Genomic DNA, 22,796 nt, shown 5'->3' on the forward strand with positions numbered 1-22,796 from the left:
AACAATGGATATGAAACATACATTAAGGATACTTGTCATGATGTGGCTGGCCATGTGGCAGTTCACTTCGTGTGCGCAGACTTCTCAAAAAAAGCAGATTATGAATACAAAGAAAATTCTTGTGGCGTTCTTTTCCCGGGCGGGAGAGAACTATGAAGTAGGATACATTGAAAAGGGAAATACTCACATCCTTGCTGAAATGATAGCTGCCAAAACGGGTGGCACTCTTTTCCATATTGAACCGGTACGGCCTTATCCGGAAGATTATACGGAGTGTATAAAGGTGGCAAAAACAGAGCTTCACAACCAGGCTCGTCCGGCCGTGAAGGGAGATGTGGCGGTAGAAGACTATGACGTTATCTTTATTGGCTATCCTAACTGGTGGGGAGATATGCCGATGGCTGTCTATACGTTCATTGAGCGGCATGGCTGGAAGAACAAGACGGTCATCCCTTTCTGCACGCACGAAGGAAGCGGGCTTTCGGGGACAGAGCGCAAGTTGCAGCAGGCTTGTCAGGGGGCTACCCTATTGGAAGGGCTGGCCGTGAGAGGGTCTGTGGCACAGAACTCGCCTGAACAGGCACGGAAGAGTGTGGAACACTGGCTTCAGAAATTGAAATATTAAAAGGAGACAAGATGAAAAAAGAAGTAATGTTGCTTACGGGTGCCGGACAAATCGGTATGGCGATAGCTCGGCGGATGGGATATGGAATGAAGATTGTGGTCGGTGACAAGCGGATGGAGAATGCGCAGGCCGTGGCCGATACGATGAACCGTGCCGGATTTGATGTGCTTCCGGTGGAGATGGACTTGTCGTCGCGCACCTCCATTCTCGGACTGATTGAGACGGCGCAGCAATATGGAGAGATGGCCATGCTGGTCAATGCGGCAGGAGTGTCTCCTTCGCAAGCCTCGGTCGAGACCATTCTGAAAGTCGACTTGTACGGTACGGCGGTATTGCTGGAAGAAGTTGGGAAAGTTATCCGGCAGGGTGGAACGGGTGTTACGATAGCCAGTCAATCTGGACACCGCTTGCCGGCCCTTGGTGCTGAAATCGATGCACAGCTGGCTTGCACACCAACGGAAGAATTGCTGAATCTGGAGGTACTGCAACCCTCGCACATCCGCGATACGCTCCATGCCTACCAGCTGGCGAAACGTTGCAACGTGAAGCGCGTCATGGCGGAGGCAGTGAGATGGGGTGAACGAGGTGCCCGTCTGAATTCCATTTCTCCAGGTATTATCGTCACCCCACTGGCACTTGACGAGTTCAACGGGGTGCGTGGGGAGTTCTATAAAAAGATGTTTGCCCAGTGTCCGGCGCATCGTCCCGGCACGGCCGACGAGGTGGCGAATGTGGCTGAACTGTTGATGAGCAACCGGGGGGCCTTTATCACCGGCTCTGATTTTCTGGTAGACGGAGGTGCTACGGCAGCTTATTTTTATGGCTCGAAAGAATGATAGAAATGTTTATGACTGATGGAGGAAGGTAAAAATGAACTCAGTCTTCCATCAGCATTTTTATATAGGATTTTGATTTATACCGTGATGAATTTAAGTTCATCAAGTAAAGATCTGTATGTTTTCCAAAATTTGCTGATATCCTCATTTAGCATGATACCTACATTCTTTATGTGCATAAGATCGTTGAAATAAGCTAAATCAGCTATGGCAGATTTCATAGCATCTACAGATAATTTGTATCCACTAACTAACTTTGCTCCTGTTTGCTTTTTAAAGTCCAGGGCGGCAGCTTCATTAGCCAATGTGCGGCATGCACTGAAATGTACAATTTTATTGGTGAAGAAGTCACCGGAAATATCAGCCAGTTCACTTAAATCAAGATTTCCATCTTGTCCTTCAAATGATAGACTGTGATTCCATCCATGACATGCGAAGTAAATAATATCATATTTATTGAATCTACGTTTATCTTTCGTAAAGAAATTCATGTAATAGATTAAATCTTCTTTAGATAAAACAGAACGATGAATAAAGTTGCAGTCGTGGAAGTTGCTTAAACAGTTTAGAAGGTGTTTAGTTTCAAGGTTAAATTGATTATCTTTTTTCTGACTGTTAAATAACCATTCATTTTCCAAACAAATAATGTTATGCATGTTTTTAAAATTTAGATGTGATATAACTTAGAAGTTCTTCATTATTACAAAGAGGGTGTCGGAGATATCCTTTGAATCCATGTGTAAAGAGATGTTTTTCTTGTAGCTCTGTTCCATGATATTCTTCTATGAGTTGAATTCTATATGTTTTGTCATTGGGTGCTTGTTCTATCCAATAAGAAGAATCTTCACGGTTGCAATTTTGTTTGACGACTTTACCTTTGAAGCGTATACATCGTTCATCAGACATGAAGAAATATATAATATCCCCAATATTAAAATGAGTTCGGTGCATAGTCCAACTTATGTAACCTAATTCTTTAAATGCTTCGGCATGATGACACCTTTTTCTGTTTGCAAATGCAATCCATGTTTTGTTTTTCATATTTTATGTGTTAAATATATGACGATACAAATTTATGTGATTTCTAATGAAATAGTATCGTTGTCCTTAAAATATAATTTAATTGTTTGTCAATGCGTAGCCAGATACCATGAAGTCTGCGAGTAGGAACTTGCCAGGCTGTTTGTGCTGGGTGCGGAGGTGGTAATGCCGGAATATCGTTCTATGGGAAGCGGACCACGGGCTGCTGTGAAATATTTCTCGGTGTGTGCCTTGTAGGGAACGACTTGTTCCAGCAAAGTCTCAAACTGGGTCAGCTGCTCTGCATCGTCGCCGCAAAGGGCACGAACGTAATCGCCGAAATCATAGAAAATTACGGGAGAATAGCCGTCCATACGCTGAATGGAGGCCGTTTGTGAGTCGTCCAGCGAATAGCGGGAATGAATGTCTTTCATCAGGAGAGCCAGTTCGTCCAGTCGGGAGCAGTCGGTCACCGCAATGGTGCCGTAGGGGTATGTGTAACTGGAATAGAATTGATAGAAAGTCTGGCAGATGGCGCTGTAGTCGGGATTCTCGGCCAGCAGGTATTCTCCGATGTGGGAGTAAGGCATACCGTAGACCATGATTTCCGTGGGGCAGGCTATCAGGTGACGGGTCACGTGGCGCAGGTCGTAGGCCACCTCCAGCGAAGACATGTAGCAGTCGTCAAACAGGATGTATTCCATTTTCAATCCGCAGTTGGAGAGACTCTCGGCGAGGGTGGTTACCTCCGTCTGGTATTCCGCTGTCAGTCCCCCGAAAAAGCGGGTCAGTGGAGTGTGTGAGTACTCCCAGTGATAGCGGGGTTTCGTAGTGGCACGTGCCTTGCTTTGGGCGACGGGCAGCCATCCCATGCCGTGGCAGCCCACAATCAGGGAGTAGGTTTTGGCGGGAGCAAATGATTCCATGTCGTTCAGAATGCCCGTGAGTCCTTCTTCGGTCGTAAATGCGGGGCGGGTATATTCTTTCAGTATCTGCCGGGTGCAGGTACCGTTGTTGACCGTGATTTCAAACAATTCTGCTTCCGTGGAACTGGTGGACAGAAAGACGATCACCCGCTCCTTGTCTAGTCCTCTGCGGGAGATGGCGTCTTCCATATCCTCGATATTCTGGTAGAAATAACTCGTCAGGTTGGTGGACCACGGCAGGTACATGAAGAGTGTCCGTTCGCTGTTGGCAGACGGAATTTCTTCTTTCTGGCAACTCGTCAGGCAGGAGAGTCCGATGACAAGCAATATGGGAAGTAGGTGGATAAGTTTCATGGTTCATCTTCTTTTGAAATGGGGACTGCACCGACTTCGTTTCCGAAAAGATTCAATATCTGATTTACTTTATCCAGCCGGAGAGTTTGCTTGCCTTGTTCCAGTTCACGGACAAAACGTAAGCCTACTCCTGATTTTTCGGATAGTTCTACTTGCGTCAGATTGTATAGCTTACGCATGTCTTTTACATACTTAGAGAGTGTAGTTTGTTCCATGATTATACCCTTTTGGGTGTAAATATAATGAATTTTTCTTTCATTATACCCTTTAAGGTATAAAATTAATCTATCTGCCTAATGCTATATCGAAAAGGTGTACTTTAGTTAGCATAAAAAACAGAGAATCGGAAATTGAGGCATGAAAAATCCCTGCCGGGCCTTTGTTTTTTATCTTGCTCTGGCAGGGGAAGGATAATTATGCAAAAATCGGGACTCGTTTATTTCCAGTTGCTCGGAATAGATTCATAGTCGGTCAGGTTCGTACAGTTGTTGAACGCGCTGGTGTGACTGGTGATTTCAAGGAATTCATTCGGGTAATCCTTGCGTTCATACAAGTGCACTTTTTTTCCGTTTATCAGGGTATAGGGCGATTCGCCGGTGAGCGAACTGCAGCTTTTGAACAAGAGACGGACAGCTTGCAGGGTGCGCATGGAGTCGAACAGTCCGGTAGGAATGCGTTGCAGACTCTTGCATCCGGCAAAGGCTTCCCACATGGAAATCACCTGTGTGTTGTTTGCAAACAGCTTTTCCGGAATCTCGCGGAGGGAGGTACATCCCTTGAATATACCATCTAACCTGGTAATCTTGGTCATATTGGCGAACAAGTCTTCCGGGATTTCTGTCAATGAGGTGCAATTCGAGAAAAGGCCGTAGGCTTCCATGACGGAGTTGATTTCTGACACACTCTGTATGCCCGGACAGTTGGCAAACAGTCCTTCGGGCAGACTGGTGAGCGAGCTGCATCCTGAGAAAGCACATTGTATGTATCCTAAACGGGTATTGTTACGGAACAGTCCGGCCGGAATCTCTTTCAGGTTTTCACATCCGCTGAACACATCGTTCATGACATAGATGTCTTTGTTGCTTGCAAAGAGGTCTTCGGGCAGATAGAGCAATCCTGTGCAGCCGGAGAAGGTAGCGTTAAAGTTGCGGGCACTGGAATTCTGGGCGAAGAGATTGAGCGGAAGTGAAGTCAGTCCCGTACAGCCTTGGAAGGCTCTGTCGAACGTTTGGGCACCGGTTGCCATGGCAAACAGGTCTTCGGGGAGGTTGGTCAGTCCCGTACAGTCTTCAAAGCAGGAGGTGAAGTCCGTGATGGCAGACAGTGCTCCCTTGGTATCGGCAGCCAGCTGGGTCAGTGCAGTAACATCCTCCAGTCTCAGTGTTTTCAGTTCGGGCGTACCCCATTGTGTGATGCCGATGAGTGAACTCTTGAGGATTTCTCCTTTGGTCGTGCTGTTGGTTGTCAGAGATTCTACCGTACCTTTGAAGGCTACTTCTACCGTCGATTCGGCACCTTGGGCATAAACGTGTGACAAGTCGGCCGAATATACGTATGACTTGTCGAGCACCTCAGTCACCCCGTCGCCCCAGTCGATGACACCTTTCACCCGTCCTTCAAACGGAAGATACACCGTGCGGTTGTTCAGGTTGTTCAACACATATTCCAGTATCAAGGCATCTTCCTTGCCGCGCATGGCAGTAGTGACGGTGTACAGTGAAACTCCGCACAAGGGCCCCGGTTCCGTACCGCCTTGCAGGTAGATGTAGTATTTGGTTGCTTCCGTCAGCCCGGAGAAAGTACAGGTAGGCTGGCTTTGAAGGTCGAAGAGGTATTCAAAAGGAAGTCCTGAGCCTCCGTTTTTCAAATCCTGAATGACTTCGAACAAGGGGATGCTGTCTGTTGAGATGTAAGTGGAGTAGAGATTGGCGCCGTTCTGTCCTTCCAGTGTCAGCGTGATTTCATTGATGCCTGCATCTGCCTTGGCCACGCTGATATGGGGAGCAGCTGCCTGTTCGATGGGGATGGTGGCCAGCAGACTGTCTCTGTCGGTGGCATAAATCAGCAGGTTGTCAGTCTGTTTCTCGCTGGAGTAGTTGGTGTAATACTGCAGGTATTCTTCGCCGTAGAACGAATAATCCGGATTTTCCAGGATGAACGAATAGTCCTCCTGCTCGGTCAGTTCACCTTCACTGAATTTCTTGAATTTCTCCAGCACATAGCGCATGCTCATGATGTTGGTCTGGCATTTCACCTGTATGCCTTCTCCGTCTCTTACGGCAGGCAATTCGATGCGGGTCGTTTCCAGGTTGAAATAGGGAGTCGCTCCGTCGGTAGTACCCACTCCGTTCAGATTGCCTGAGCTGCTTCCGTCTCCGTCGTCTTCATCATCATCACCACCTCCTAAAATATCCTCTAATTTTTCGCACGAGGTAAGGGTGGAGGCTAAAAATACGGGTGTCATGCCCCACACAAAAAGGGCACAGCCTGAAACCAGCAGCGATTTCAGGGCTGTCGTTGCTTTACTTTTGTTCATACTAAAGATAAGAATAATAGGATAATTTACGTTTATACAAAAGTAAGGCTATCTGAGGAGCTGTACATCACCGAAAACCGTGATTTTCAGCGAACCGTGTGGGGCTATACCAGCGAAATGACGTAGCTTTCCAGACTTCGCAGGTCGATGTGCCAGAGTTTTCCGCTCAGCACGTACGGACTGCCCAGGATGACTTTCATCGTCTCGCTGGCTTCCACGCAGCCTACTACGCCCGGAGTGACACCCAGCACGGCCTTGGAGGGGTGGGGCATGGCGAGCATTTCTTCTTCGTCGGGGAAGAGGGTGCGGTAGTCGGGACCGCCCTGGTAGTTGAACACGGAGACTTGCCCGTCGAACTCGCGGATGGCACCGTACACGTACACCTTGTCCAGCCGCACGCAGGTGTCGTTAATGAGGTAGCGCGTGCGGAAATTGTCGCAGCCGTCCACCACAATGTCGTAGTTGACAATGAGGCATTCGGCATTCTGCGGGGTGAGCCGTTCGTTCCAGGCTTCCATGCGGATGTCGGAGTTGAGGGCCTGCAGGCGCAGTTTGGCCTGTTCGGCCTTGGAGAGTCCGATTTCAGGTTCGCTGTAGAGCACCTGCCGCTGGAGGTTGGTCTCGCTCACGGTATCGTCGTCAATCAGTCCGATGGTGCCCACTCCGGCACCGGCCAGGTAGAGGGCAATGGGCGACCCCAGTCCGCCCACTCCCACGATGAGTACGCGGGCCTGCTTCAGCAGGAGTTGTCCTGTCTCGCCGATTTCGTCGAGCAGAATCTGTCGGTTGTAGCGTGACGCTTCTTTTTCGGTCAGTTTCATAAGGTTAAAAGGGGAATAAAGTGAGTAAAGACAGAAAGGCATCCGAAAGTCGGGATAATGGCCTCAGGATGCCTTCTGAAGAGGGTTATACTTGTCTTGAACAAACGTCCTTGTGTTTCCATCAAAACGCACTTGTGTTTGAAGTAAAACGTACTTGCGTTTCAGGGAAAACGTAAGGGCGTTTTTGCAGAAACGCTTCGGGGGTTTCCGATAAACGTAAAGGCGTTTTTCAGAGAGTGTTCCGGAGGGTTTTTCAGCGGGCCGCAGCGGCAGTGGCGTGCGACTGTGCCACGTGGTCGAACGAAGCATCCCAGTCCTTCCATACCGGTTCGCGTCCCAATGCCTTGAGGGCCTTCTCGATTTCTACGGCTGTACGTTCGTCGCTTACATGGAACTGCTCCAGTGCCTGCGGGTAGGTGTAATATCCGCCCGGTTCCGTCTTGCTCTCGGCACTCATGGTAGTCACACCCAGTGAAGCCATGTGGTCGCGGATATTGGCCGGTTCGCGGGTAGAGTAGGAGATGTCCACGTCGTGGTCGAAGATACGCATGGCGAAAGTGACCTGTGCCAGCTCCTTGTCGCTCATGATGACGTTAGGCTGGAAACCTTCGTTTTCGGCCGGACGCATGCGCGGGAAGTTCACGCTGTATTTCGTCTTCCAGTAATGCTTCTGCAAGTAGCGCAGGTGGTAAGCCATCATGGTCACGTCCGTACGCCAGTCCTCCAGTCCGATGAGCACGCCCATGCCGATGGAGTGTACGCCGGCCTGCCCCATGCGGTCGAACCCGTTGACACGCCATTCGAACTTCGACTTCATGCCGCGCGGATGGTACACGTTGTAGCGGGCCTTGTTGTATGTTTCCTGGAAACAGATTACGCCGTTCAGTCCGTGGTGTACCAGTTCGGCATATTCTTCCGTCTTGAGCGGCATCACCTCGATTTTCAGGTTCGAGAAGTACGGCTTGGCCAGGTTGAGCGCTTTGGCAATGTAGGGCACACCCGCCTTGGCCGGATTCTCACCCGTCACAATCAGCAGGTTTTCGAACGGGCCGAGCTTCTTGATGGCCTTGTATTCGTTTTCAATTTCTTCGGGTGTCAGGATGGTGCGCGCCATGGGGTTGCTGATGTGGAAGCCGCAGTACACGCACGAGTTGGTGCACGAGTTTGTGATGTAGAGCGGGATGAACATCGACATGGTGCGTCCGAAACGCTCTTCGGTATATTTCTTGCTGAGGCGTGCCATGGGTTCAAGGAATTTTTCGGCAGCCGGCGAGATGAGAGCCATGAAGTCGTCTACGTCGCACCGTGATTTTCCGAGTGCCCGAATCACGTCGGCCTCGGTTTTGGAGTAGATGGCCTTGGTCGTCTCCTCCCAGCTTATTTTTTCTAATTCGTCACTAAACATTTCTATAGTTAATAGTTAAAAATTAAAAGTTAAAGATGCTGGCCTGATGCATTATTCATTATTAATTGTTTTCAGGTCGCGGCTGAGTTTCATCGCACAGAAGTTCGGACCACACATGGTGCAGTACTCGCCGTCGGTGTGACGTCCCTCGTTGAAGTATTCCAGCGCACGGTCGGGGTCGAGACTCAGGTGGAACTGGTCGCGCCAGCGGAACTCGTAGCGGGCCTTGCTCAGGGCATTGTCGCGGATCTGTGCGCCCGGATGACCTTTGGCCAGGTCGGCTGCATGGGCGGCAATCTTGTAGGTGATCACACCCGTACGTACATCTTCGCGGTTGGGCAGACCCAGGTGTTCCTTCGGAGTGACGTAGCACAGCATGGCCGTACCCAGCCAGCCGATTTGTGCGGCACCGATGGCCGAAGTGATGTGGTCGTAACCCGGAGCAATGTCGGTTACCAGCGGGCCGAGGGTATAGAACGGCGCGTTGTGGCAGTGGCTGATCTGACGCTCCATGTTCTCACGAATCTTGTGCAAGGGCACGTGTCCCGGACCTTCGATAAAGGCCTGCACGTTCTTTTCCCAGGCACGGAGTACGAGCTCGCCCATCGTGTCGAGTTCGGCAAACTGAGCCTCGTCGTTGGCATCGGCGATACAGCCCGGACGCAATCCGTCGCCCAATGATACGGCCACGTCGTACTGAGCCAGAATGTCGCAGATGTCGTCAAAGTGCTCGTAGAGGAAGGATTCCTGGTCGTGGATAAGGCACCACTTGCTCATGATACTTCCGCCACGGCTCACGATACCGCACAGACGCTTGTCGGCCAGGTGTACGTTGTGACGACGGATACCGGCATGGATGGTGAAGTAGTCCACTCCCTGCTCGCACTGCTCGATAAGGGTGTCGCGGTAGATTTCCCAGGTCAGGTCTTCCACCTTGCCGTTTACCTTCTCCAGTGCCTGATAGATGGGCACGGTACCCACCGGCACCGGACAGTTGCGCACAATCCATTCACGAGTTTCGTGGATGTTGGCACCCGTCGACAGGTCCATCAGCGTGTCGCCGCCCCATTTGCAGCTCCACACCGCCTTGTCCACTTCCTCGTCGATGCTTGAAGTAGTGGCCGAGTTGCCGATGTTGGTATTGATTTTCACCAGGAAGTTGCGGCCGATAACCATCGGTTCCGATTCCGGGTGGTTGATGTTGGCAGGCAGTACGGCACGTCCGGCAGCAATCTCGTCGCGCACGAATTCCGGTGTGATGTAGGTGTCGATGCCCAGTTCCTTGCAGTTCATGTTCTCACGGATGGCTACGTACTCCATTTCCGGTGTCACGATGCCCTGTTTGGCGTAGTACATCTGCGTACAGCAGTGGCCTTCCTTGGCACGGTAAGGCAGGGCGATGTGTTCAAAGCGCAGGTGATCGAGCGAGTGGTCGTCACGGCGCATCTTGCCATATTCCGAAGTGATGGACGGCAACTGTTCCACATCGCCGCGTGAGGTAATCCAGCTCTCACGCATGCGCGGCAGTCCTTTCTTCAGGTCGATTTCAATGTTCGGGTCGCTGAACGGACCGCTCGTGTCGTACACGTACACCGGTGCATTAGGTGTCATTACCTTCTTGCCGTCTACTACGGTCACCGTCGGGGTGAGGTTCACTTTCTGCATGCCTACCTTTACAAAGGGGAAAAGGGTGCCCTGCATGTAGGCTTTCTCTGCATGGGCGTATGCTTTTTGGTCTTTTTCTTTTTCCATATAAATCGGGGTTTGTTTGCGGGTAGGGAACAGTCCCTACCGGTTGAGAAAATCAGGATTTATTCATTCAAGAAAGAAGTGAGGGGAGAGGAGGCAGATGCCACGAGGTTATCGGCCTGAATACCCAGTCCGGCTTCGTAGGCGCGGCGTCCGGCAATGACAGCTTCCTTGAAGGCTACGGCCATTTCCACCGGATTTCCAGCTACAGCGATGGCGGTATTTACCAGGCAGGCAGCGGCACCCATTTCCATGGCTTCAGCCGCATGGCTCGGTGCACCGATACCGGCATCCACTACCACCGGCACGTTGCTCTGCTCGATGATGATGCGCAGGAAGTCGCGTGTCTGCAATCCCTTGTTCGTACCGATGGGGGCAGCCAGCGGCATTACGGTAGCCGCTCCGGCTTCTTCCAGACGCTTGCACAGGGTCGGGTCGGCCTGGCAGTAAGGCAATACCACGAATCCCAGTTTCACCAGTTCTTCCGTAGCCTTCAGGGTCTCGGTAGAATCCGGCAACAGGTAGCGCGGGTCGGGATGGATTTCCAGTTTCAGCCAGTTGGTGCCGAAGGCTTCGCGGGCCATCTGTGCGGCGAACACGGCTTCTTCTGCGGTGCGCACGCCCGAGGTATTCGGGAGCAACTGGATATGGGGGTGGATGATATGTTTCAGCATGTCGTCTTCCTTGTTGTCAAGTTCGATACGTTTCATGGCTACGGTCACCATTTCTGTGCCGGAAGCCAGAATGGCTTCTTCCATGAGTTGGTTGGAGTTGAATTTTCCTGTTCCTAAGAATAGGCGGGATTCGAATTCTTTTCCCGCAATGATTAGTTTTTCCATTGTTTTATCTATTTTGTTTATTGCTTGCTCTTACTTTTTCTTTTTGGCGGCAAAAAGAAAAAGGTAACAAAAAGAAAAACCGCCGTCTGCAGTTTCGGACCGGCTGCGAAGTTTCGCTCGTCGGAAGCGCAGGAACTCGCTTTGCTCAAACAGCCTGCGCTTCTTTTCGCCGTGCTCTGCTTCTCCGCTTTTCGATCCGAAACTGAGGACGGGATTTTTTGGGGGCTGTCGCTCTTCGCCTTTGGCGAAATCGCTGTGGGGAGTTTTTGCTTCTTTATTCTTTGATCCGTTTTTTTTGTTTTGGGGCTTCCTTTGGGGCGAAATCGCTTCGGAGCTTCGTTCTTTTTTGGGTTCCTTTACTCGTTATTCTTTGTGGTAAAGTAGGAATTTCTTTACCGGCAAAGGTGAGTTGGAGTTTGTGATGAAATCTTGAAAATCAGAGGATTTGAAAAATATGTTTCTTTTGTTCTTCTGTCTAAAAATGAACACATCCACAAATTTTTCGTTTCTCGTTATTCATTATTCATTTTTAATTGACTTACGATTTTCTTCGTCTCTTCCACCGGATTCGCTGCCCGCAGGATGGTGCCGCTCAGGGCGATGCCCGTCACGCCGGTCTGCATAATGGCAGGGATGTCTTCCAGGGTGATGCCGCCGATGGCTACGATGGGCAGGTGGATGCCTTCCGCCTTCATCTGCTGTACGATGGAACGGTAGCCTTCCAGTCCGAGGATGGGGCTGAGCTTTTCTTTTGTGGTGGTGAAGCGGAACGGTCCGCAACCGATGTAGTCGGCTCCGGCTTCATAGTGTGCCCGTACGTCATCGAACGTGTTGGCCGTACCTCCGATGAGGAAATCCTTTCCGAGGATTTTCCGTGCTTCGGCTATCGGCATGTCGTTCTTGCCCAGGTGCACTCCGTCGGCCTTCAGCTTGCGCACCAGTTCCACCCGGTCGTCGATGAGGAAAGTGGCTCCGTACGTGCGGCACAGTTTCTGTACCTCCAGGGCCACCGCTTCCGTCTCCTCGTCCGAGGCATGCTTCATGCGCAACTGTACCCAGCGGCATCCCCCTTCGAGGGCCATCCGGGCCGAGTCGAGATACGAATACGTGTCGGTGAAATGTGTGATGAACTGCAGCTTGAAATGATTCATGTCCATGGTCTTATCCTCCACAAGCTGCTTTGATGATGACCAGACTGTCGCCCTCGTTCAGGACGGTGTTTTCCCATTCCGCACGCGGAACCATGCGGTTGTGCAGCGCGATGGCCACTCCCTGCTTCGGAAGTCCCAGCTGCTGTGCCAGTGCGGCAATTGTATGACCTTGTGTAAGTTCCGTCTCTTTGTTGTTTACCAATAGTTTCATAAGCGTACTGTTTTAGCGTGTAAACCAAAGAGAGCATCCCGCGGACGGGGAAAGGAAATAGATGTCAGAATCAACAATCCCTTCGTCGGTATTAACCGCATCAGGTTCGTAGGGTATAATCTCAGCCCGGACACATCCGTGGGGCACCCCTTTGTTTACTTTCCGGCAAAGGTAACGAAAACTTTGGAACGGCGAACGGCTGCCGTTCCTTTTTTATCTTTTTTTGCAGGCTGTGTCTATTCGTCTCTGAACAGCTGTACTTTCACACCGAACGACAGCCGCAGGATGTCGCGCATGGAGAGACTTTTGTTGGTGGCCTTGCTGATGAGATACAGTTCGCAGGTGCTCAACTCATAGAACAGGGAGACGTGGCGCACCAGGTCGTGGTGGGGACTGAACCCGAACCGCTGTCCCACGAAGATATAGGGGCGCATCTTGGTACTGAAGTTATAGTATTTGTTGGGATAGCGTCCCGGTTCCTTCTTCCAGAACTCGTCGCCTGCAATGGTGGTGATGTACAGACCACAGTAGAAGGGTTCAGCCATCCAGTGCTCCTTGAAGCAGATGCTCCAGGGAATGTAGTTCTGCTTCACGGTAAATGTGAGACGGAATTTCTCGGCATACTTGGCCGGAAGGAAACCTACCTGACAGTCCGTTTCCCACTGGCAGCGGCGTCCGTAATCCCAGCCCACGCCCACCGAGTTGAGTCCCATTCCTCCGGCATATTGCCATTTCAGGTGAGTGGGTTTCAGGCGTTCCCACCGTTCATCATAACGCAGGTGCTCGCGCTTGTCCCAGCGGCGTTCCTTGACGGCCGGAGCGATACTGTCGTTTTGTGCGCAAAGAGGCAGGAGCGTCATTCCGGCCATTCCTCCTGCCAGCAGCAGTTTAAAAATTGACCACTTCATAGGTATAGCCGTTTGAGTTGAGGGTGAAAAATAAATAAGAACGGTCTTTGGCGCAGCTGCATTCGTAATACTTGATACCGTCGTCGAAGAACTCGTCTACGCTTACATTGTGCCCGTGACCGTAGACACAGAACTGCAAGTCGGGCATTTCCTTCAGGTAATAATGGAAATATTCGGCGATGTTGTTGTTGAACTGTTCGGAGAAAGGACCTGCGTGCATGGCCACCACGGTTTTTTCCACTCCTTCGGGCACGTGGTCGCCTTCGTCGCGGATAAACTGGATATTGGGTACCGCCGACGAGTAGTCAAACTCCAGGGCATTGGTATTCAGGCACAGAAAACGCACGTTACCGGCAGTAAAGGCGAAATCTTCCGTGCCGAATATCTTGCGGAACACATCGAGTCCCGTAGCCAGACAATCATGGTTGCCCAGCAGGCAGACAAAAGGCACCTTCAGTCCGCTGAGAATGTCGCGTTGTTTCTCAAATTCCAGTTTCAGGCCGAAGTCGGACATATCGCCCGTGTGAAGCACGAAATCCAGGTCATCGCGCCGGTTCAAGGCCTCCACGGCATCCTCCGTTTCATCGTACCAGCGCTGTGTGTCACTGATTACGGCAAACCGGATTTCCTCTTTTCTGTAAGTAGCCGTTTCAATCCGTTCAATGTTCCGGCGATTCACGTCCGTTTCTCCGTCAATGTCGAGGTCGTACGGGTGATATTCAATCATGTCGCATCCGCCCAGCAGCAAAATACCCAAGCAGAAACACACCTGTATAAAGCCGGAGCGGAAACGACGGAAATGCGTAAAAAGAATGTGCATAAGCAAGTTTTTTTGTTTATGCAAAGGTATGACATAAATCCCGGTAGTACGTTTTTCAGAATGTCGGATTTTCTGTCTTAAAAGTCGGATTTTGGTTGGGCCGATTTCAGGAAGGGCTTTCTGTATATGAAAAAAGGGGAGACTCGTCCGAGTCTGCCCCGTTGTTTACTTTCTTACAGTGTGTTACCATTTCACGGGCTCCTGCAGGAGTTGTCCGTCGGCCGCATCCTGAGCTGTGAATGTCTGAGCTTTGTATTGTACGCAAATCATAATCAGCGGTTCCGTACCATTGTTGCGCACTGAACGTTTGCCTTCTGGAGCCACGCGCACTACGCTTCCTTCCCCTACAGGGAAAACCTGTCCGTCCACCTGAAATTCACCCTTTCCACTCACGAAAATATATAATTCTTCGTGTGTCTGGTGCGTATGAAGGAAACCGGTTTCCTTTCCCGGAGCGAACGACTGGAATGAGATTTCTGCGCCTGTGGTCTGCAACGTCTGTCCCATGAACACTTTCCCCTGAATTTCCATTCCCGGAGCTACCGGCAATACATAGTCATTCAACTGGCTGAAAGAGCCTGTAGATAAGGCTGAAAAATGAGTGCCTTCTGCAATTTGCTGAGTCTGTTTCATAATGTAACTGTTTTAATGATTTCGACAGCAAAGGTGGACGATTCTTTTGTCTCATACAAGAAGGGAGTTGAATGTAAGTAAGTTACTTCCAGGTTACTAATGTTCATTAAGAACAGATTACAAAGTGAAGATTTATGATTTTTTTACATCAAGCATTGCATGGTTACTCCGGATAAATCTCGTGTGGAGAAGGAAGCTGTTTCCATCCTTCGCCAAAGGTGTCGTATGCATCCGTCACCACCACAAATGCCCTTGGATCGGCCTCTTTGATTTTCAGTTTCACGCCCTGCACCTCCTGGTAGCTCACTACAAGGAAAATCATCTCCTTGTCCTTGCCCGTGTAGAGTCCCGAACTCTTGATACAGGTAGCCGTGCGGTCCAGGTCCTTCAGAATGTACTGGTGAAGAGCCTGCAACTCATGGTCGCTGATGACAAAAATCAATTTGTCGTTCTTCGCCCCGTTAATCATGTAGGCAATGACCCGCGAGATGATGAAGATGGAAATGAGCGAATAGAACGACAGGTGCCACGAAGGCTGCGTAGAGTCGCTCGCCGTACCCAGTCCGAAACCGATAACCACCAGTCCGAAGCACACTACCGCCCCGTCCACCAGCAGAATGGCCCGTGAGAAACGGATGTGCGCATATTTCTGTAGCAGCATCCCCACGATGTCACTTCCGCCCGTGGTAGCCTGACTGCGTATCACGATGCCCGTACCCACACCGATGACCACTGCCCCGATGATGCACGTCAGCATCAGGTGGTCCGTCATGTTCATGCTGCCTCCCAGCAGTTGTGCCGGGTCCAGACTCTCCAGTGCTTCGCGGGTAGGGTAGACCAGCCGCGACATGGTGTTCATCAGCAACGGAGTGAGCAGGGCCGCCACAATGGTACGTATCCCTAACTTTGCTCCCAACAACAGCACCGACAGGATGAGCAGCGGTATGTCGAACATATAGCCGAACGTACCCACCTGGATAGACGGGAACAGGTTGTGGAGTACGATGCTGGCCCCGTACACTCCTCCGGGCACAATATTATAGGGATTGATAAAGAATACGAATCCGGCCGCCAGGATGGTACATCCCACCACGATGCTGGCCCATGCATAAAGAGTCTGTTTCATAGTTGTTTCTTATTTTTATGCGACAAATATACAAAAAATCAAAAGCAAATGGAAAACACAGCATTTTTCTAATTTGGCTGTGCTGAGACGTCTTTTCTATCCTCATAGTGCAGGTAGAAAGAAATGTCGAAAGGTCGCTTGTCTTCTTCCGCAGAAAATAACAGCAAAATTTCCCTATAAAACCGGCTGAAATCCAGCAAAAGTGAGAAAAAGGTTACTAAGCAGAAGAAATGTAACCTCTTGTGTGTCAGAAAAGAAAGTGCTAAGTTTGTACCGTAAATGCTGAGAAGACCGCTTCCGGCAGGCCTTTCCTGAACCGGAAACCTCCGCGGTCTGACTCTTTAAAGAAACAAGTAAGATGATGAAAAATGAAGTAACTTCCGAACAGGCATCCGTCCTGGAAAAAAACAAACAAGTCATGCAACAGTTTATCCGTTTCATCAACACGGGCGACCGCTCGATAGGTGAAACCATTATCGCCCCCGAAGTGATTTTCTATGCCCCCACTTCGCCAGAGCCGCTGCACGGCTTTGAAGGCTACATGGATGTGCTACGCATGATGCGCGGTGCCATGCCCGATGTGCAGTGGAATGCCGAAGAAGTCATTGCAGAAGGCGACAAGGTGATGATTCGTTTCACGATGAGCGGTACTCAGACCCAGCCTTTCATGGGTATGCTCGCCACCGGCAAACCTGTCCGTGTGACGGCCATGAACATCTACGAACTGAAGGACAGCAAGATTGTCCGCGAACACAGTGTACCCGACCTCTTCAGTATGCTGATGCAGCTCGGTATGTTGCCAGTACCGGGAAGCAAGTAATTCTTCCGCGAGGAAAGAAGCTGCTACTCTTCTTCGGCAGCTTCAAACTCCTCCCGGTGTTTTACTATGGATTTCATGTGCTTTTGCGCCCATTCAGTCAGCTGGACGATGAAGGGAACCAGCGAAAGTCCGGTTTCCGTCAGACTGTATTCTACTTTGGGCGGTACCTCTGGATACACCTTCCGGCTTACCAGCCCGTCAGCCTCCAGCGTACGGAGCGTGCTCGACAGCATTCGCGACGATACGTCGGGAATCATTTTCTTGAGTTCGCTGAAACGCAGCACCTTGTTTTCACTTAAAATCAGAATAACCAGCAAAGCCCATTTGTTGCCGAAGCGGGCAATCACGTTCCGCACCGGACATATCTCGATAATGGTATTTTTTTCTTCCTTTCTTCTCATACTTTATCTCCGGCAGAGGGCCGGTCTTTTGTTTTTCTGCCCAAAGTTAGTAAATAACCCACAGATGCCGCCTTTAAAATCCCAATTTTTAGGTATTTCAAATCCGCGCTGGATGCCGTTTCTTTGCGATGTCAAATCAAACATGTAGAAAATGAAGAAAACTGGTATTTTTTATGGTTCTACCACAGGCACCACCGAGTCTGTGGCCCGCCTGATAGCGGAAAAGCTGGGAGTATCCCCGGCAGATGTACACGATGTGAGCAAGCTGGATGCTGCCCTGGCAGAGAGTTACGAAGCCCTGATTCTGGGCACCTCTACTTGGGGTGACGGAGAGTTGCAGGACGACTGGTACGACGGTATTAAGGTGCTGAAAAACGCCAACCTCTCCGGCAAGACCATCGCCCTCTTCGGCTGCGGCGATTCCGAATCCTATTCCGATACTTTCTGCGACGGTATGGGTATCCTCTTTGAAGACCTGAAAGACAGCGGATGTACCTTCGTGGGAGCCGTGTCCGACAGCGATTACACCTACGCTTCTTCCGTGGCCGTTGCCGACGGAAAATTTGTGGGACTGGCCCTCGACGACGTGAACGAAAGCGACCGGACCGATGCCCGCGTGTCGGCCTGGACAGAGATGCTCAAAGCCGATTTGGCTTGATTCCTTCCGACCTCATTTCTCTATCTTCTAAATCCGTAGCCCATGATGACTCCCGATATCAATCCCGTAGAACTGAAAGTCTTTCTCAACCACATCTATGAGCTGAAGAAAGGCGTGCGTCAGATGGTGTTGTACACCACGAACAAGCGATATGAAGACTTTGCCGTGAAACGTCTGCGAAGCCAGCGCATCAAGTTTGTGATTCAGCCGGTGGACGACGAGCGCATCAATCTTTTCTTCGGCAAGGCGGAATGTATTGAAGCCATCCGCATGATGGTGACACGTCCCCTGAACCTGCTCACTCCGGAAGAAGATTTCATATTGGGAGCCATGCTGGGTTATGACATCTGTGCCCAGTGCAAGCGATATTGCACCCGCAAGGCACGAAAAATGGGAGCTTGAAAAGGCTCCCATTCTTTTTTCAGTTTCCTCTATACGTAGAATATCCGTAAGGCGAAAGCGTGATTGGCACGTGGTAGTGCTTGCCGTCCTTGATTTCGAACACCACTTCGATGAACGGGTAGAACGAATCCTGCTGCAACCGTTCGAAGTAGGGTGCCACGTGATACGTCAGGCGGTAGATGCCCTTGTGGTCGGTTGTGCCTTCCTCCAGGAAATCCTTCACGCGGCCGTTCTCGTCGGTCAGTCTTTCCTCCAGCAGCGCCCAGGTCTTTCCGTCGGGCTGAAGATGCGACAGACTGATTTTCACTCCCGCCGCAGGCTGCCCCTGCAGAATGTCCAGGATGTGGCTGGAAAGTTGGTAACTCTTTTCCTGTGCAAAGCCCGCCAGGCTCCACACCATCACACATAAAGTCCAGATTAGTTTTTTCATGATTCTTTGATAGTTGAATGGTTTAACAAGATTGTAACAATTACAAATATGATGAAAACTTTCTTTTTCTGCAAGCTTTCTTCTTTGCAGTCCCTCCGATTTTGAGGTTATTAACTAAACTCCTGCCTGCGGTGTGCCGTTTACCTTGTATTTTTGCGCCATGAAATACATTTACCTCCCCATCGGATTCCTGTCGCTGGCACTGGGTGTGGCCGGTATTTTCCTGCCCGTGCTGCCCACCACACCCTTTCTGTTGCTTTCGGCTGCCCTCTTTTTCCGCAGTTCGCCGAGAGCTTACCAGTGGTTGCTGAACCACAAGCTGCTGGGACCTTATATCCGCGATTTCCGTGAGTCGCGCGCCATCCCTCTGCGTGCCAAGATTCTCGCCCTGAGTCTGTTGTGGCTCACCTCCCTGCATTGCATCTTCCTGATGTTCGATGCCCTCTGGCTGAAAGCGATGATGCTTGCCGTAGCTGTGGGAGTAACCCTTTATCTCTGTTCCCTCAAAACCAAACGAAATGATTGATACCCTCTCTTTTTGTGGCCGTGAGGAAGCCATCACCCGCATGAACTGCTTTGGCAGCGAAGGTCGCCCGTTCTTTTTCCTGATAGATTATATCGCCGAGAAATGCCTGGTGGAAGAACCCCACCGTCTGCCTTCTTCGGAACTGCTGTTTGCCTTTCCGGGAGCCACGAACGTGCCGCAAGGAATGCCCGCCACTCCGCATCCCCGCTCTTTTCGTTGGGAGCCTTGTCCGATGAGTTTTGAGGAGTACCGTCGCGGATTCGACATTGTACACCGTCACTTGCATGGCGGCAATTCCTTCTTGGTGAACTACACCTGTGCTACCCTCGTCGATACCGACCTCACCCTGCGGCAGGTGTTCGACCATGCCCGTGCTCCCTACAGACTGTGGGTAAACGATAGCTTTGTGGTGTTCTCGCCCGAAATCTTTGTCCGGATAACCGATGGCTTTATCTATTCCCATCCCATGAAAGGTACGATGGATGCTACGTTGCCTGATGCCCGTGAACGCCTGCTGGCCGACCCGAAAGAAGCAGCCGAGCATGCTACCATCACCGACCTTATCCGCAACGACCTGAGCCGTTTCGCCACCGAAGTCACCGTGACCTGCTACCGCTACCTGGACGAGCTGCATACCCACCGTGGCCCGTTGCTCCAGATGAGTTCTGAAATCCGTGGCCGTCTGCCCGAAGACTATCCTTCACAACTGGGCGACCTGTTTTTCAGTCTCCTGCCGGCAGGTTCCATCACCGGAGCTCCCAAGCCCCGCACTGTGCAGATTATCCGCGAAGCCGAGACGTACGACCGTGGCTTTTATACCGGTGTGACCGGCTACTTTGACGGCCGCAACCTGGACAGTGCCGTGCTCATCCGTTTCCTGGAACAGCAGCCCGACGGCACGAAGGTGTTCAAGAGCGGGGGAGGAATCACCTTCCGCAGCGATGCCCGAAACGAATATGAAGAAATGAAACAGAAAGTCTATGTGCCTCTTTATTGAAACGCTCCGCATTGAAGACGGTAAGGTGTGGCATGCCTCGCTGCACGACCGCCGCATGAACGATACGCGCCGTGCTTTTTTCGGTCCTGTGCCCGACCTCCACGTGTGTGACTACCTCCGTCCGGAAGCCTATACCGCACGCACCCGTTGCCGCCTGACCTATGCCCGCGACGTGATTCGTGTGGAATACTTTCCTTACCACGTCTGCCCCGTACATAGTCTGCAACTGGTGGCGAAGGACGACATCGACTATCGCTACAAGCAGGCCGACCGTCGTGTGCTCGACGAAGCCTTCGCTCTGCGCGATACGGCTGACGACGTACTCATCGTGCGCCACGGACTCCTCACCGATACCTCTATCGCCAACATCGCCCTTTGGAACGGATGCGAATGGCATACCCCCGCACAGCCTCTGCTGGCCGGAACCCAGCGCCGATACCTGCTCGACACCGGACAGATAAAAGAAACGGACATCCCGGTCGCCTCCCTCGGAAACTACCGGCATATCCGTCTGTTCAATGCCCTGATACCCTTCGGCGAAGTGGAACTCCCCGTCGGGCAGATACGTATGTACTGATTCGCGTGGCCGCTTATTCCACCAGCTCGTAACTGCTGATTTGAATCGGCATGTCGAGGTTGTGGAGCACCTTCTCCAGCATGATACCCTCCAGGTTGTTGTACTCATAGCCGAATGTGGCCCGTATGCCCTGCAAGATAAACTGCGTGGCGCGGTCGAGCGCAATGGGCAGACTGTCGCCCTGCATCAGTGCTCCCGTGATGACACTCGTAAACGTGTCGCCCGTGCCCGGATAGTGTGCCGGCAGATAGGGGCAGGTCACCTTCCAGTAGCGGTCGCCAAAGCGGTTGTAGGCATAGACCGACGTAGAACGCGGATCGCCGCTCACCGGTACGCTCGTGGCAATGACGATGGCCGGACCCCGGTCGGAAAGTGTCTTTAGTGCCTGTTTCAGTTCCGCGTCCGTGATGTGCTCCTGATACGGCATGTCCAGCAGGTAATACAGCTCCGTCAGGTTGGGTGTGATGACATCCGCCAGGTGAATCAGCTTCTTCATCTCCGTCACCATCTCTTCGGTGATACCCTTGTAAAGGTGACCGTTGTCGCCCAGCACCGGGTCCACCACCACCATGTCGTTCTCCCCACGGAACTTCAGGATAAACTCCTCCACAATCTGTGCCTGTTGCGGCGAACCCAGATAACCCGTGTAGAAAGTATCGAAGTGCACGTTCATCTTCTCCCAGTTCTCGATGATACGCTTCATCTCGTCGGTCAGGTCGAGGAACGAGTACGTGGGGTACTGCGTATGTGCGGACAGGACTGCCGTGGGCAGCGGACACACCTGAAAGCCCATGGACGAAAGCACCGGAATGACCGCCATCAGTGACACGTGACCCACGCCCGACAGGTCGTGCACAGCCACCACCTTTTTCACCTGATTTTGCAGGAAAGCCCCCGAGCGATGGGGAGTTTCAGCCGGAGCCGTCGGTTTTTTCTTTTTGTACTTCCGTTCTTTCTCCCAGGCCGCCTTCCGTGCCTGATATGCCTCATATTGTCGTTCAATGTAATTGTCAGCCATAGTTTTGTGAATTTACTTGTACAAAGGACGCGACTTTTTGCGGAACGAGCAAACTTTTGCAGGGTTTATTCTGATTCATCCGTCAGTTTCATTTGTCTGGGTAAGAGTGCGGCTGAAATAGTACATGTCTTTCAGTACCTTTCCATCCTCTACAATTGGATGGTCATAGTGGAGGGTAAAAAAGTCGGGCACCGTGTGCGAGTAAACAAACCCGCAGTTCTGATAAAATGAAATGGTCATATGACTGTCTCCTGTGCCTACCGTCAGCGTGTGACACACATTCTGGTAACGCTGGCAAAGGTATTCCACCATCTGCCGTCCGTATCCTTTCCGTTGCCAGTGTGGAGCTACAGCCAGGTTTTTCAGCTCACGAATTCCTTTTCCCTCATCCGTTACGACGGCCACGGCAACCGGTTCTGTAAACAGTTTGTCGTACATCACGTATAAGTCGCCCCGTTCCAGGTAGCGGTCTATCATGGATTCCTGTTCATCGGCCAGAAGCAAGAGCGGGAGGAAACGTTTCTTGCTAGTTGAAACAAGTCGTATCTGCATGAGATAAATGTTTATGAATTGATTGTAATATGGATTGTAAAGATACGCTTTTCGATGGATTTTTTTCTGTTTTTTTTCTTTGTTCTTTTTTCTTTTTCTGGAAATGAATGATGTCTTTTGTGCAGGATTCTGGCTGGATTCCTGTCTTTTTGTCTTGATGGATTTATTCTTTCAGAGGGAAGTATGCAAGGTAATCCCTTCTCAGAAGTCTTCTGGATGGGATTATTGACGCATAAATTGGGCGTGTTTAGAAGATTCTGGAAGCGGTTTAGGGGTATTTTTATATGTGCTTTCGGGAAACAGGAGTGTGGGGAGGTAACTGGGGGGGAAACGTCTTTGCGTTTGGAAGGAAACTCTTTGACGTTTTGTCTGAAACGCTTCGGCGTTTGGCGGTAAACTCTTTGTTTGAAGTGTACTGAAAATAGTTGTCAGTTTGAAGATTAATTCCTGACAAA

The 22,796-nt window shown here is 50.9% G+C and carries 28 protein-coding genes and 1 riboswitch; of the genes, 8 read left to right on the forward strand and 20 right to left on the reverse strand.

Going from position 1 to position 22,796, the window contains the following annotated elements; all coding sequences use genetic code 11:
* Positions 1-10 precede the first annotated feature (10 nt).
* Positions 11-625, forward strand: coding sequence for a flavodoxin (locus tag DXD04_RS06850; protein WP_259299528.1), 615 nt, complete (start codon positions 11-13; stop codon positions 623-625).
* Between the two features lie 11 nt (positions 626-636).
* Positions 637-1,461: an SDR family oxidoreductase gene (locus DXD04_RS06855; RefSeq protein ID WP_117672031.1), complete on the forward strand. Its 825-nt coding sequence runs from the start codon at positions 637-639 to the stop codon at positions 1,459-1,461.
* Positions 1,462-1,538: 77 nt separating this feature from the next.
* On the opposite strand, the gene DXD04_RS06860 is transcribed toward DXD04_RS06855, so the two are convergent.
* From DXD04_RS06860 to DXD04_RS06935, 15 genes are all read right to left on the reverse strand, one after another.
* Positions 1,539-2,117, reverse strand: a complete 579-nt coding sequence (locus DXD04_RS06860) for a DUF6642 family protein (protein WP_147330750.1) — start codon at positions 2,115-2,117, stop codon at positions 1,539-1,541.
* Positions 2,118-2,121: 4 nt separating this feature from the next.
* Positions 2,122-2,502, reverse strand: a complete 381-nt coding sequence (locus tag DXD04_RS06865; RefSeq protein WP_117672035.1) for a hypothetical protein — start codon at positions 2,500-2,502, stop codon at positions 2,122-2,124.
* 89 nt (positions 2,503-2,591) lie between these two features.
* On the reverse strand, positions 2,592-3,761 hold the full coding sequence (locus tag DXD04_RS06870; protein ID WP_117672036.1) for a clostripain-related cysteine peptidase: 1,170 nt from the start codon (positions 3,759-3,761) through the stop codon (positions 2,592-2,594).
* A complete protein-coding gene (locus tag DXD04_RS06875; RefSeq protein WP_117672038.1) occupies positions 3,758-3,976 on the reverse strand; it encodes a helix-turn-helix transcriptional regulator in 219 nt (72 codons plus the stop codon). Before DXD04_RS06875 ends, DXD04_RS06870 begins: the two co-directional genes overlap by 4 nt.
* Before the next feature lie 221 nt (positions 3,977-4,197).
* Positions 4,198-6,297: a leucine-rich repeat protein gene (locus tag DXD04_RS06880; protein WP_117672040.1), complete on the reverse strand. Its 2,100-nt coding sequence runs from the start codon at positions 6,295-6,297 to the stop codon at positions 4,198-4,200.
* A 104-nt stretch (positions 6,298-6,401) separates the two neighbouring features.
* Complete coding sequence (locus DXD04_RS06885) at positions 6,402-7,118, reverse strand: HesA/MoeB/ThiF family protein (protein WP_117672042.1); 717 nt, start codon at positions 7,116-7,118, stop codon at positions 6,402-6,404.
* A gap of 253 nt (positions 7,119-7,371) precedes the next feature.
* Entirely contained in the window at positions 7,372-8,523 is a 1,152-nt protein-coding gene (gene thiH / locus DXD04_RS06890; protein ID WP_117672044.1) for a 2-iminoacetate synthase ThiH, read from the reverse strand.
* 51 nt (positions 8,524-8,574) lie between these two features.
* Positions 8,575-10,275: a phosphomethylpyrimidine synthase ThiC gene (gene thiC, locus DXD04_RS06895; protein ID WP_117672046.1), complete on the reverse strand. Its 1,701-nt coding sequence runs from the start codon at positions 10,273-10,275 to the stop codon at positions 8,575-8,577.
* 59 nt (positions 10,276-10,334) lie between these two features.
* On the reverse strand, positions 10,335-11,111 hold the full coding sequence (locus tag DXD04_RS06900) for a thiazole synthase (protein WP_007563920.1): 777 nt from the start codon (positions 11,109-11,111) through the stop codon (positions 10,335-10,337).
* 512 nt (positions 11,112-11,623) lie between these two features.
* Positions 11,624-12,283, reverse strand: coding sequence for a thiamine phosphate synthase (locus DXD04_RS06910; RefSeq protein WP_117672050.1), 660 nt, complete (start codon positions 12,281-12,283; stop codon positions 11,624-11,626).
* Positions 12,273-12,473, reverse strand: a complete 201-nt coding sequence (gene thiS / locus DXD04_RS06915) for a sulfur carrier protein ThiS (RefSeq protein WP_117672052.1) — start codon at positions 12,471-12,473, stop codon at positions 12,273-12,275. Before thiS ends, DXD04_RS06910 begins: the two co-directional genes overlap by 11 nt.
* Positions 12,474-12,533: 60 nt before the next feature.
* Positions 12,534-12,634, reverse strand: a riboswitch (TPP riboswitch).
* A 75-nt stretch (positions 12,635-12,709) separates the two neighbouring features.
* Positions 12,710-13,381, reverse strand: coding sequence for a hypothetical protein (locus DXD04_RS06920; protein WP_117672054.1), 672 nt, complete (start codon positions 13,379-13,381; stop codon positions 12,710-12,712).
* On the reverse strand, positions 13,362-14,108 hold the full coding sequence (locus DXD04_RS06925) for a metallophosphoesterase family protein (protein ID WP_181977459.1): 747 nt from the start codon (positions 14,106-14,108) through the stop codon (positions 13,362-13,364). Before DXD04_RS06925 ends, DXD04_RS06920 begins: the two co-directional genes overlap by 20 nt.
* A gap of 276 nt (positions 14,109-14,384) precedes the next feature.
* Entirely contained in the window at positions 14,385-14,834 is a 450-nt protein-coding gene (locus tag DXD04_RS06930; protein WP_117672057.1) for a cupin domain-containing protein, read from the reverse strand.
* Between the two features lie 163 nt (positions 14,835-14,997).
* Positions 14,998-15,960: a YitT family protein gene (locus DXD04_RS06935; RefSeq protein ID WP_117672059.1), complete on the reverse strand. Its 963-nt coding sequence runs from the start codon at positions 15,958-15,960 to the stop codon at positions 14,998-15,000.
* A 358-nt stretch (positions 15,961-16,318) separates the two neighbouring features.
* Here DXD04_RS06935 and DXD04_RS06940 point away from each other — a divergent pair, with 358 nt between their 5' ends.
* Positions 16,319-16,780, forward strand: coding sequence for an ester cyclase (locus DXD04_RS06940; protein ID WP_117672061.1), 462 nt, complete (start codon positions 16,319-16,321; stop codon positions 16,778-16,780).
* 23 nt (positions 16,781-16,803) lie between these two features.
* Here the strand turns inward: DXD04_RS06940 and DXD04_RS06945 are convergent, their stop codons facing one another.
* Entirely contained in the window at positions 16,804-17,181 is a 378-nt protein-coding gene (locus DXD04_RS06945; RefSeq protein WP_117672063.1) for a winged helix-turn-helix transcriptional regulator, read from the reverse strand.
* 151 nt (positions 17,182-17,332) lie between these two features.
* On the opposite strand from DXD04_RS06945, the gene fldA reads away from it, so the two are divergent.
* Positions 17,333-17,839, forward strand: coding sequence for a flavodoxin FldA (gene fldA, locus DXD04_RS06950; protein ID WP_117672065.1), 507 nt, complete (start codon positions 17,333-17,335; stop codon positions 17,837-17,839).
* Positions 17,840-17,881: 42 nt separating this feature from the next.
* Positions 17,882-18,241, forward strand: a complete 360-nt coding sequence (locus tag DXD04_RS06955; protein ID WP_007563936.1) for a DUF2023 family protein — start codon at positions 17,882-17,884, stop codon at positions 18,239-18,241.
* Between the two features lie 19 nt (positions 18,242-18,260).
* Here DXD04_RS06955 and uraH read toward each other — a convergent pair whose 3' ends face one another.
* On the reverse strand, positions 18,261-18,671 hold the full coding sequence (uraH, locus tag DXD04_RS06960) for a hydroxyisourate hydrolase (RefSeq protein WP_117672067.1): 411 nt from the start codon (positions 18,669-18,671) through the stop codon (positions 18,261-18,263).
* Positions 18,672-18,831: 160 nt separating this feature from the next.
* Here uraH and DXD04_RS06965 point away from each other — a divergent pair, with 160 nt between their 5' ends.
* The 3 genes from DXD04_RS06965 to DXD04_RS06975 are packed head-to-tail and all read left to right on the forward strand — an operon-like array spanning position 18,832 to position 20,771.
* Complete coding sequence (locus DXD04_RS06965) at positions 18,832-19,197, forward strand: YbaN family protein (RefSeq protein WP_040313354.1); 366 nt, start codon at positions 18,832-18,834, stop codon at positions 19,195-19,197.
* Entirely contained in the window at positions 19,190-20,194 is a 1,005-nt protein-coding gene (locus tag DXD04_RS06970) for an aminodeoxychorismate synthase component I (RefSeq protein WP_117672069.1), read from the forward strand. The genes DXD04_RS06965 and DXD04_RS06970 overlap by 8 nt, the downstream gene beginning before the upstream one ends.
* Positions 20,178-20,771, forward strand: a complete 594-nt coding sequence (locus DXD04_RS06975) for an aminotransferase class IV family protein (protein ID WP_117672071.1) — start codon at positions 20,178-20,180, stop codon at positions 20,769-20,771. Before DXD04_RS06970 ends, DXD04_RS06975 begins: the two co-directional genes overlap by 17 nt.
* 13 nt (positions 20,772-20,784) lie before the next feature.
* Here DXD04_RS06975 and DXD04_RS06980 read toward each other — a convergent pair whose 3' ends face one another.
* From DXD04_RS06980 to DXD04_RS16770, 3 genes are all read right to left on the reverse strand, one after another.
* Positions 20,785-21,657, reverse strand: a complete 873-nt coding sequence (locus DXD04_RS06980) for a pyridoxamine kinase (RefSeq protein ID WP_117672091.1) — start codon at positions 21,655-21,657, stop codon at positions 20,785-20,787.
* Between the two features lie 207 nt (positions 21,658-21,864).
* Positions 21,865-22,341 (reverse strand): GNAT family N-acetyltransferase, encoded by a 477-nt coding sequence (locus DXD04_RS06985; protein WP_117672073.1) that lies wholly within the window; start codon positions 22,339-22,341, stop codon positions 21,865-21,867.
* Between the two features lie 222 nt (positions 22,342-22,563).
* A partial coding sequence (locus DXD04_RS16770; protein ID WP_220444611.1) for a hypothetical protein occupies positions 22,564-22,796 on the reverse strand: 233 nt, incomplete at its 5' end.

Source organism: Phocaeicola plebeius (assembly GCF_003437535.1).
Classification (GTDB): Bacteria; Bacteroidota; Bacteroidia; order Bacteroidales; family Bacteroidaceae; genus Phocaeicola; species Phocaeicola plebeius_A.

Coding starts and splice junctions, on each gene's coding strand:
- thiH (WP_117672044.1), bottom strand. CDS start 8,523: ATGTTTAGTGACGAATTAGAAAAAATAAGCTGGGAGGAGACGACCAAG.
- DXD04_RS06850 (WP_259299528.1), top strand. CDS start 11: ATGAAACATACATTAAGGATACTTGTCATGATGTGGCTGGCCATGTGG.
- DXD04_RS06880 (WP_117672040.1), bottom strand. CDS start 6,297: ATGAACAAAAGTAAAGCAACGACAGCCCTGAAATCGCTGCTGGTTTCA.
- DXD04_RS06870 (WP_117672036.1), bottom strand. CDS start 3,761: ATGAAACTTATCCACCTACTTCCCATATTGCTTGTCATCGGACTCTCC.
- DXD04_RS06940 (WP_117672061.1), top strand. CDS start 16,319: ATGATGAAAAATGAAGTAACTTCCGAACAGGCATCCGTCCTGGAAAAA.
- DXD04_RS06975 (WP_117672071.1), top strand. CDS start 20,178: ATGTGCCTCTTTATTGAAACGCTCCGCATTGAAGACGGTAAGGTGTGG.
- DXD04_RS06935 (WP_117672059.1), bottom strand. CDS start 15,960: ATGAAACAGACTCTTTATGCATGGGCCAGCATCGTGGTGGGATGTACC.
- DXD04_RS06865 (WP_117672035.1), bottom strand. CDS start 2,502: ATGAAAAACAAAACATGGATTGCATTTGCAAACAGAAAAAGGTGTCAT.
- fldA (WP_117672065.1), top strand. CDS start 17,333: ATGAAGAAAACTGGTATTTTTTATGGTTCTACCACAGGCACCACCGAG.
- DXD04_RS06900 (WP_007563920.1), bottom strand. CDS start 11,111: ATGGAAAAACTAATCATTGCGGGAAAAGAATTCGAATCCCGCCTATTC.
- DXD04_RS06920 (WP_117672054.1), bottom strand. CDS start 13,381: ATGAAGTGGTCAATTTTTAAACTGCTGCTGGCAGGAGGAATGGCCGGA.
- thiS (WP_117672052.1), bottom strand. CDS start 12,473: ATGAAACTATTGGTAAACAACAAAGAGACGGAACTTACACAAGGTCAT.
- DXD04_RS06855 (WP_117672031.1), top strand. CDS start 637: ATGAAAAAAGAAGTAATGTTGCTTACGGGTGCCGGACAAATCGGTATG.
- DXD04_RS06860 (WP_147330750.1), bottom strand. CDS start 2,117: ATGCATAACATTATTTGTTTGGAAAATGAATGGTTATTTAACAGTCAG.
- DXD04_RS06985 (WP_117672073.1), bottom strand. CDS start 22,341: ATGCAGATACGACTTGTTTCAACTAGCAAGAAACGTTTCCTCCCGCTC.
- uraH (WP_117672067.1), bottom strand. CDS start 18,671: ATGAAAAAACTAATCTGGACTTTATGTGTGATGGTGTGGAGCCTGGCG.
- thiC (WP_117672046.1), bottom strand. CDS start 10,275: ATGGAAAAAGAAAAAGACCAAAAAGCATACGCCCATGCAGAGAAAGCC.
- DXD04_RS06965 (WP_040313354.1), top strand. CDS start 18,832: ATGAAATACATTTACCTCCCCATCGGATTCCTGTCGCTGGCACTGGGT.
- DXD04_RS06970 (WP_117672069.1), top strand. CDS start 19,190: ATGATTGATACCCTCTCTTTTTGTGGCCGTGAGGAAGCCATCACCCGC.
- DXD04_RS06925 (WP_181977459.1), bottom strand. CDS start 14,108: ATGATTGAATATCACCCGTACGACCTCGACATTGACGGAGAAACGGAC.
- DXD04_RS06875 (WP_117672038.1), bottom strand. CDS start 3,976: ATGGAACAAACTACACTCTCTAAGTATGTAAAAGACATGCGTAAGCTA.
- DXD04_RS06885 (WP_117672042.1), bottom strand. CDS start 7,118: ATGAAACTGACCGAAAAAGAAGCGTCACGCTACAACCGACAGATTCTG.
- DXD04_RS06955 (WP_007563936.1), top strand. CDS start 17,882: ATGATGACTCCCGATATCAATCCCGTAGAACTGAAAGTCTTTCTCAAC.
- DXD04_RS06945 (WP_117672063.1), bottom strand. CDS start 17,181: ATGAGAAGAAAGGAAGAAAAAAATACCATTATCGAGATATGTCCGGTG.
- DXD04_RS06930 (WP_117672057.1), bottom strand. CDS start 14,834: ATGAAACAGACTCAGCAAATTGCAGAAGGCACTCATTTTTCAGCCTTA.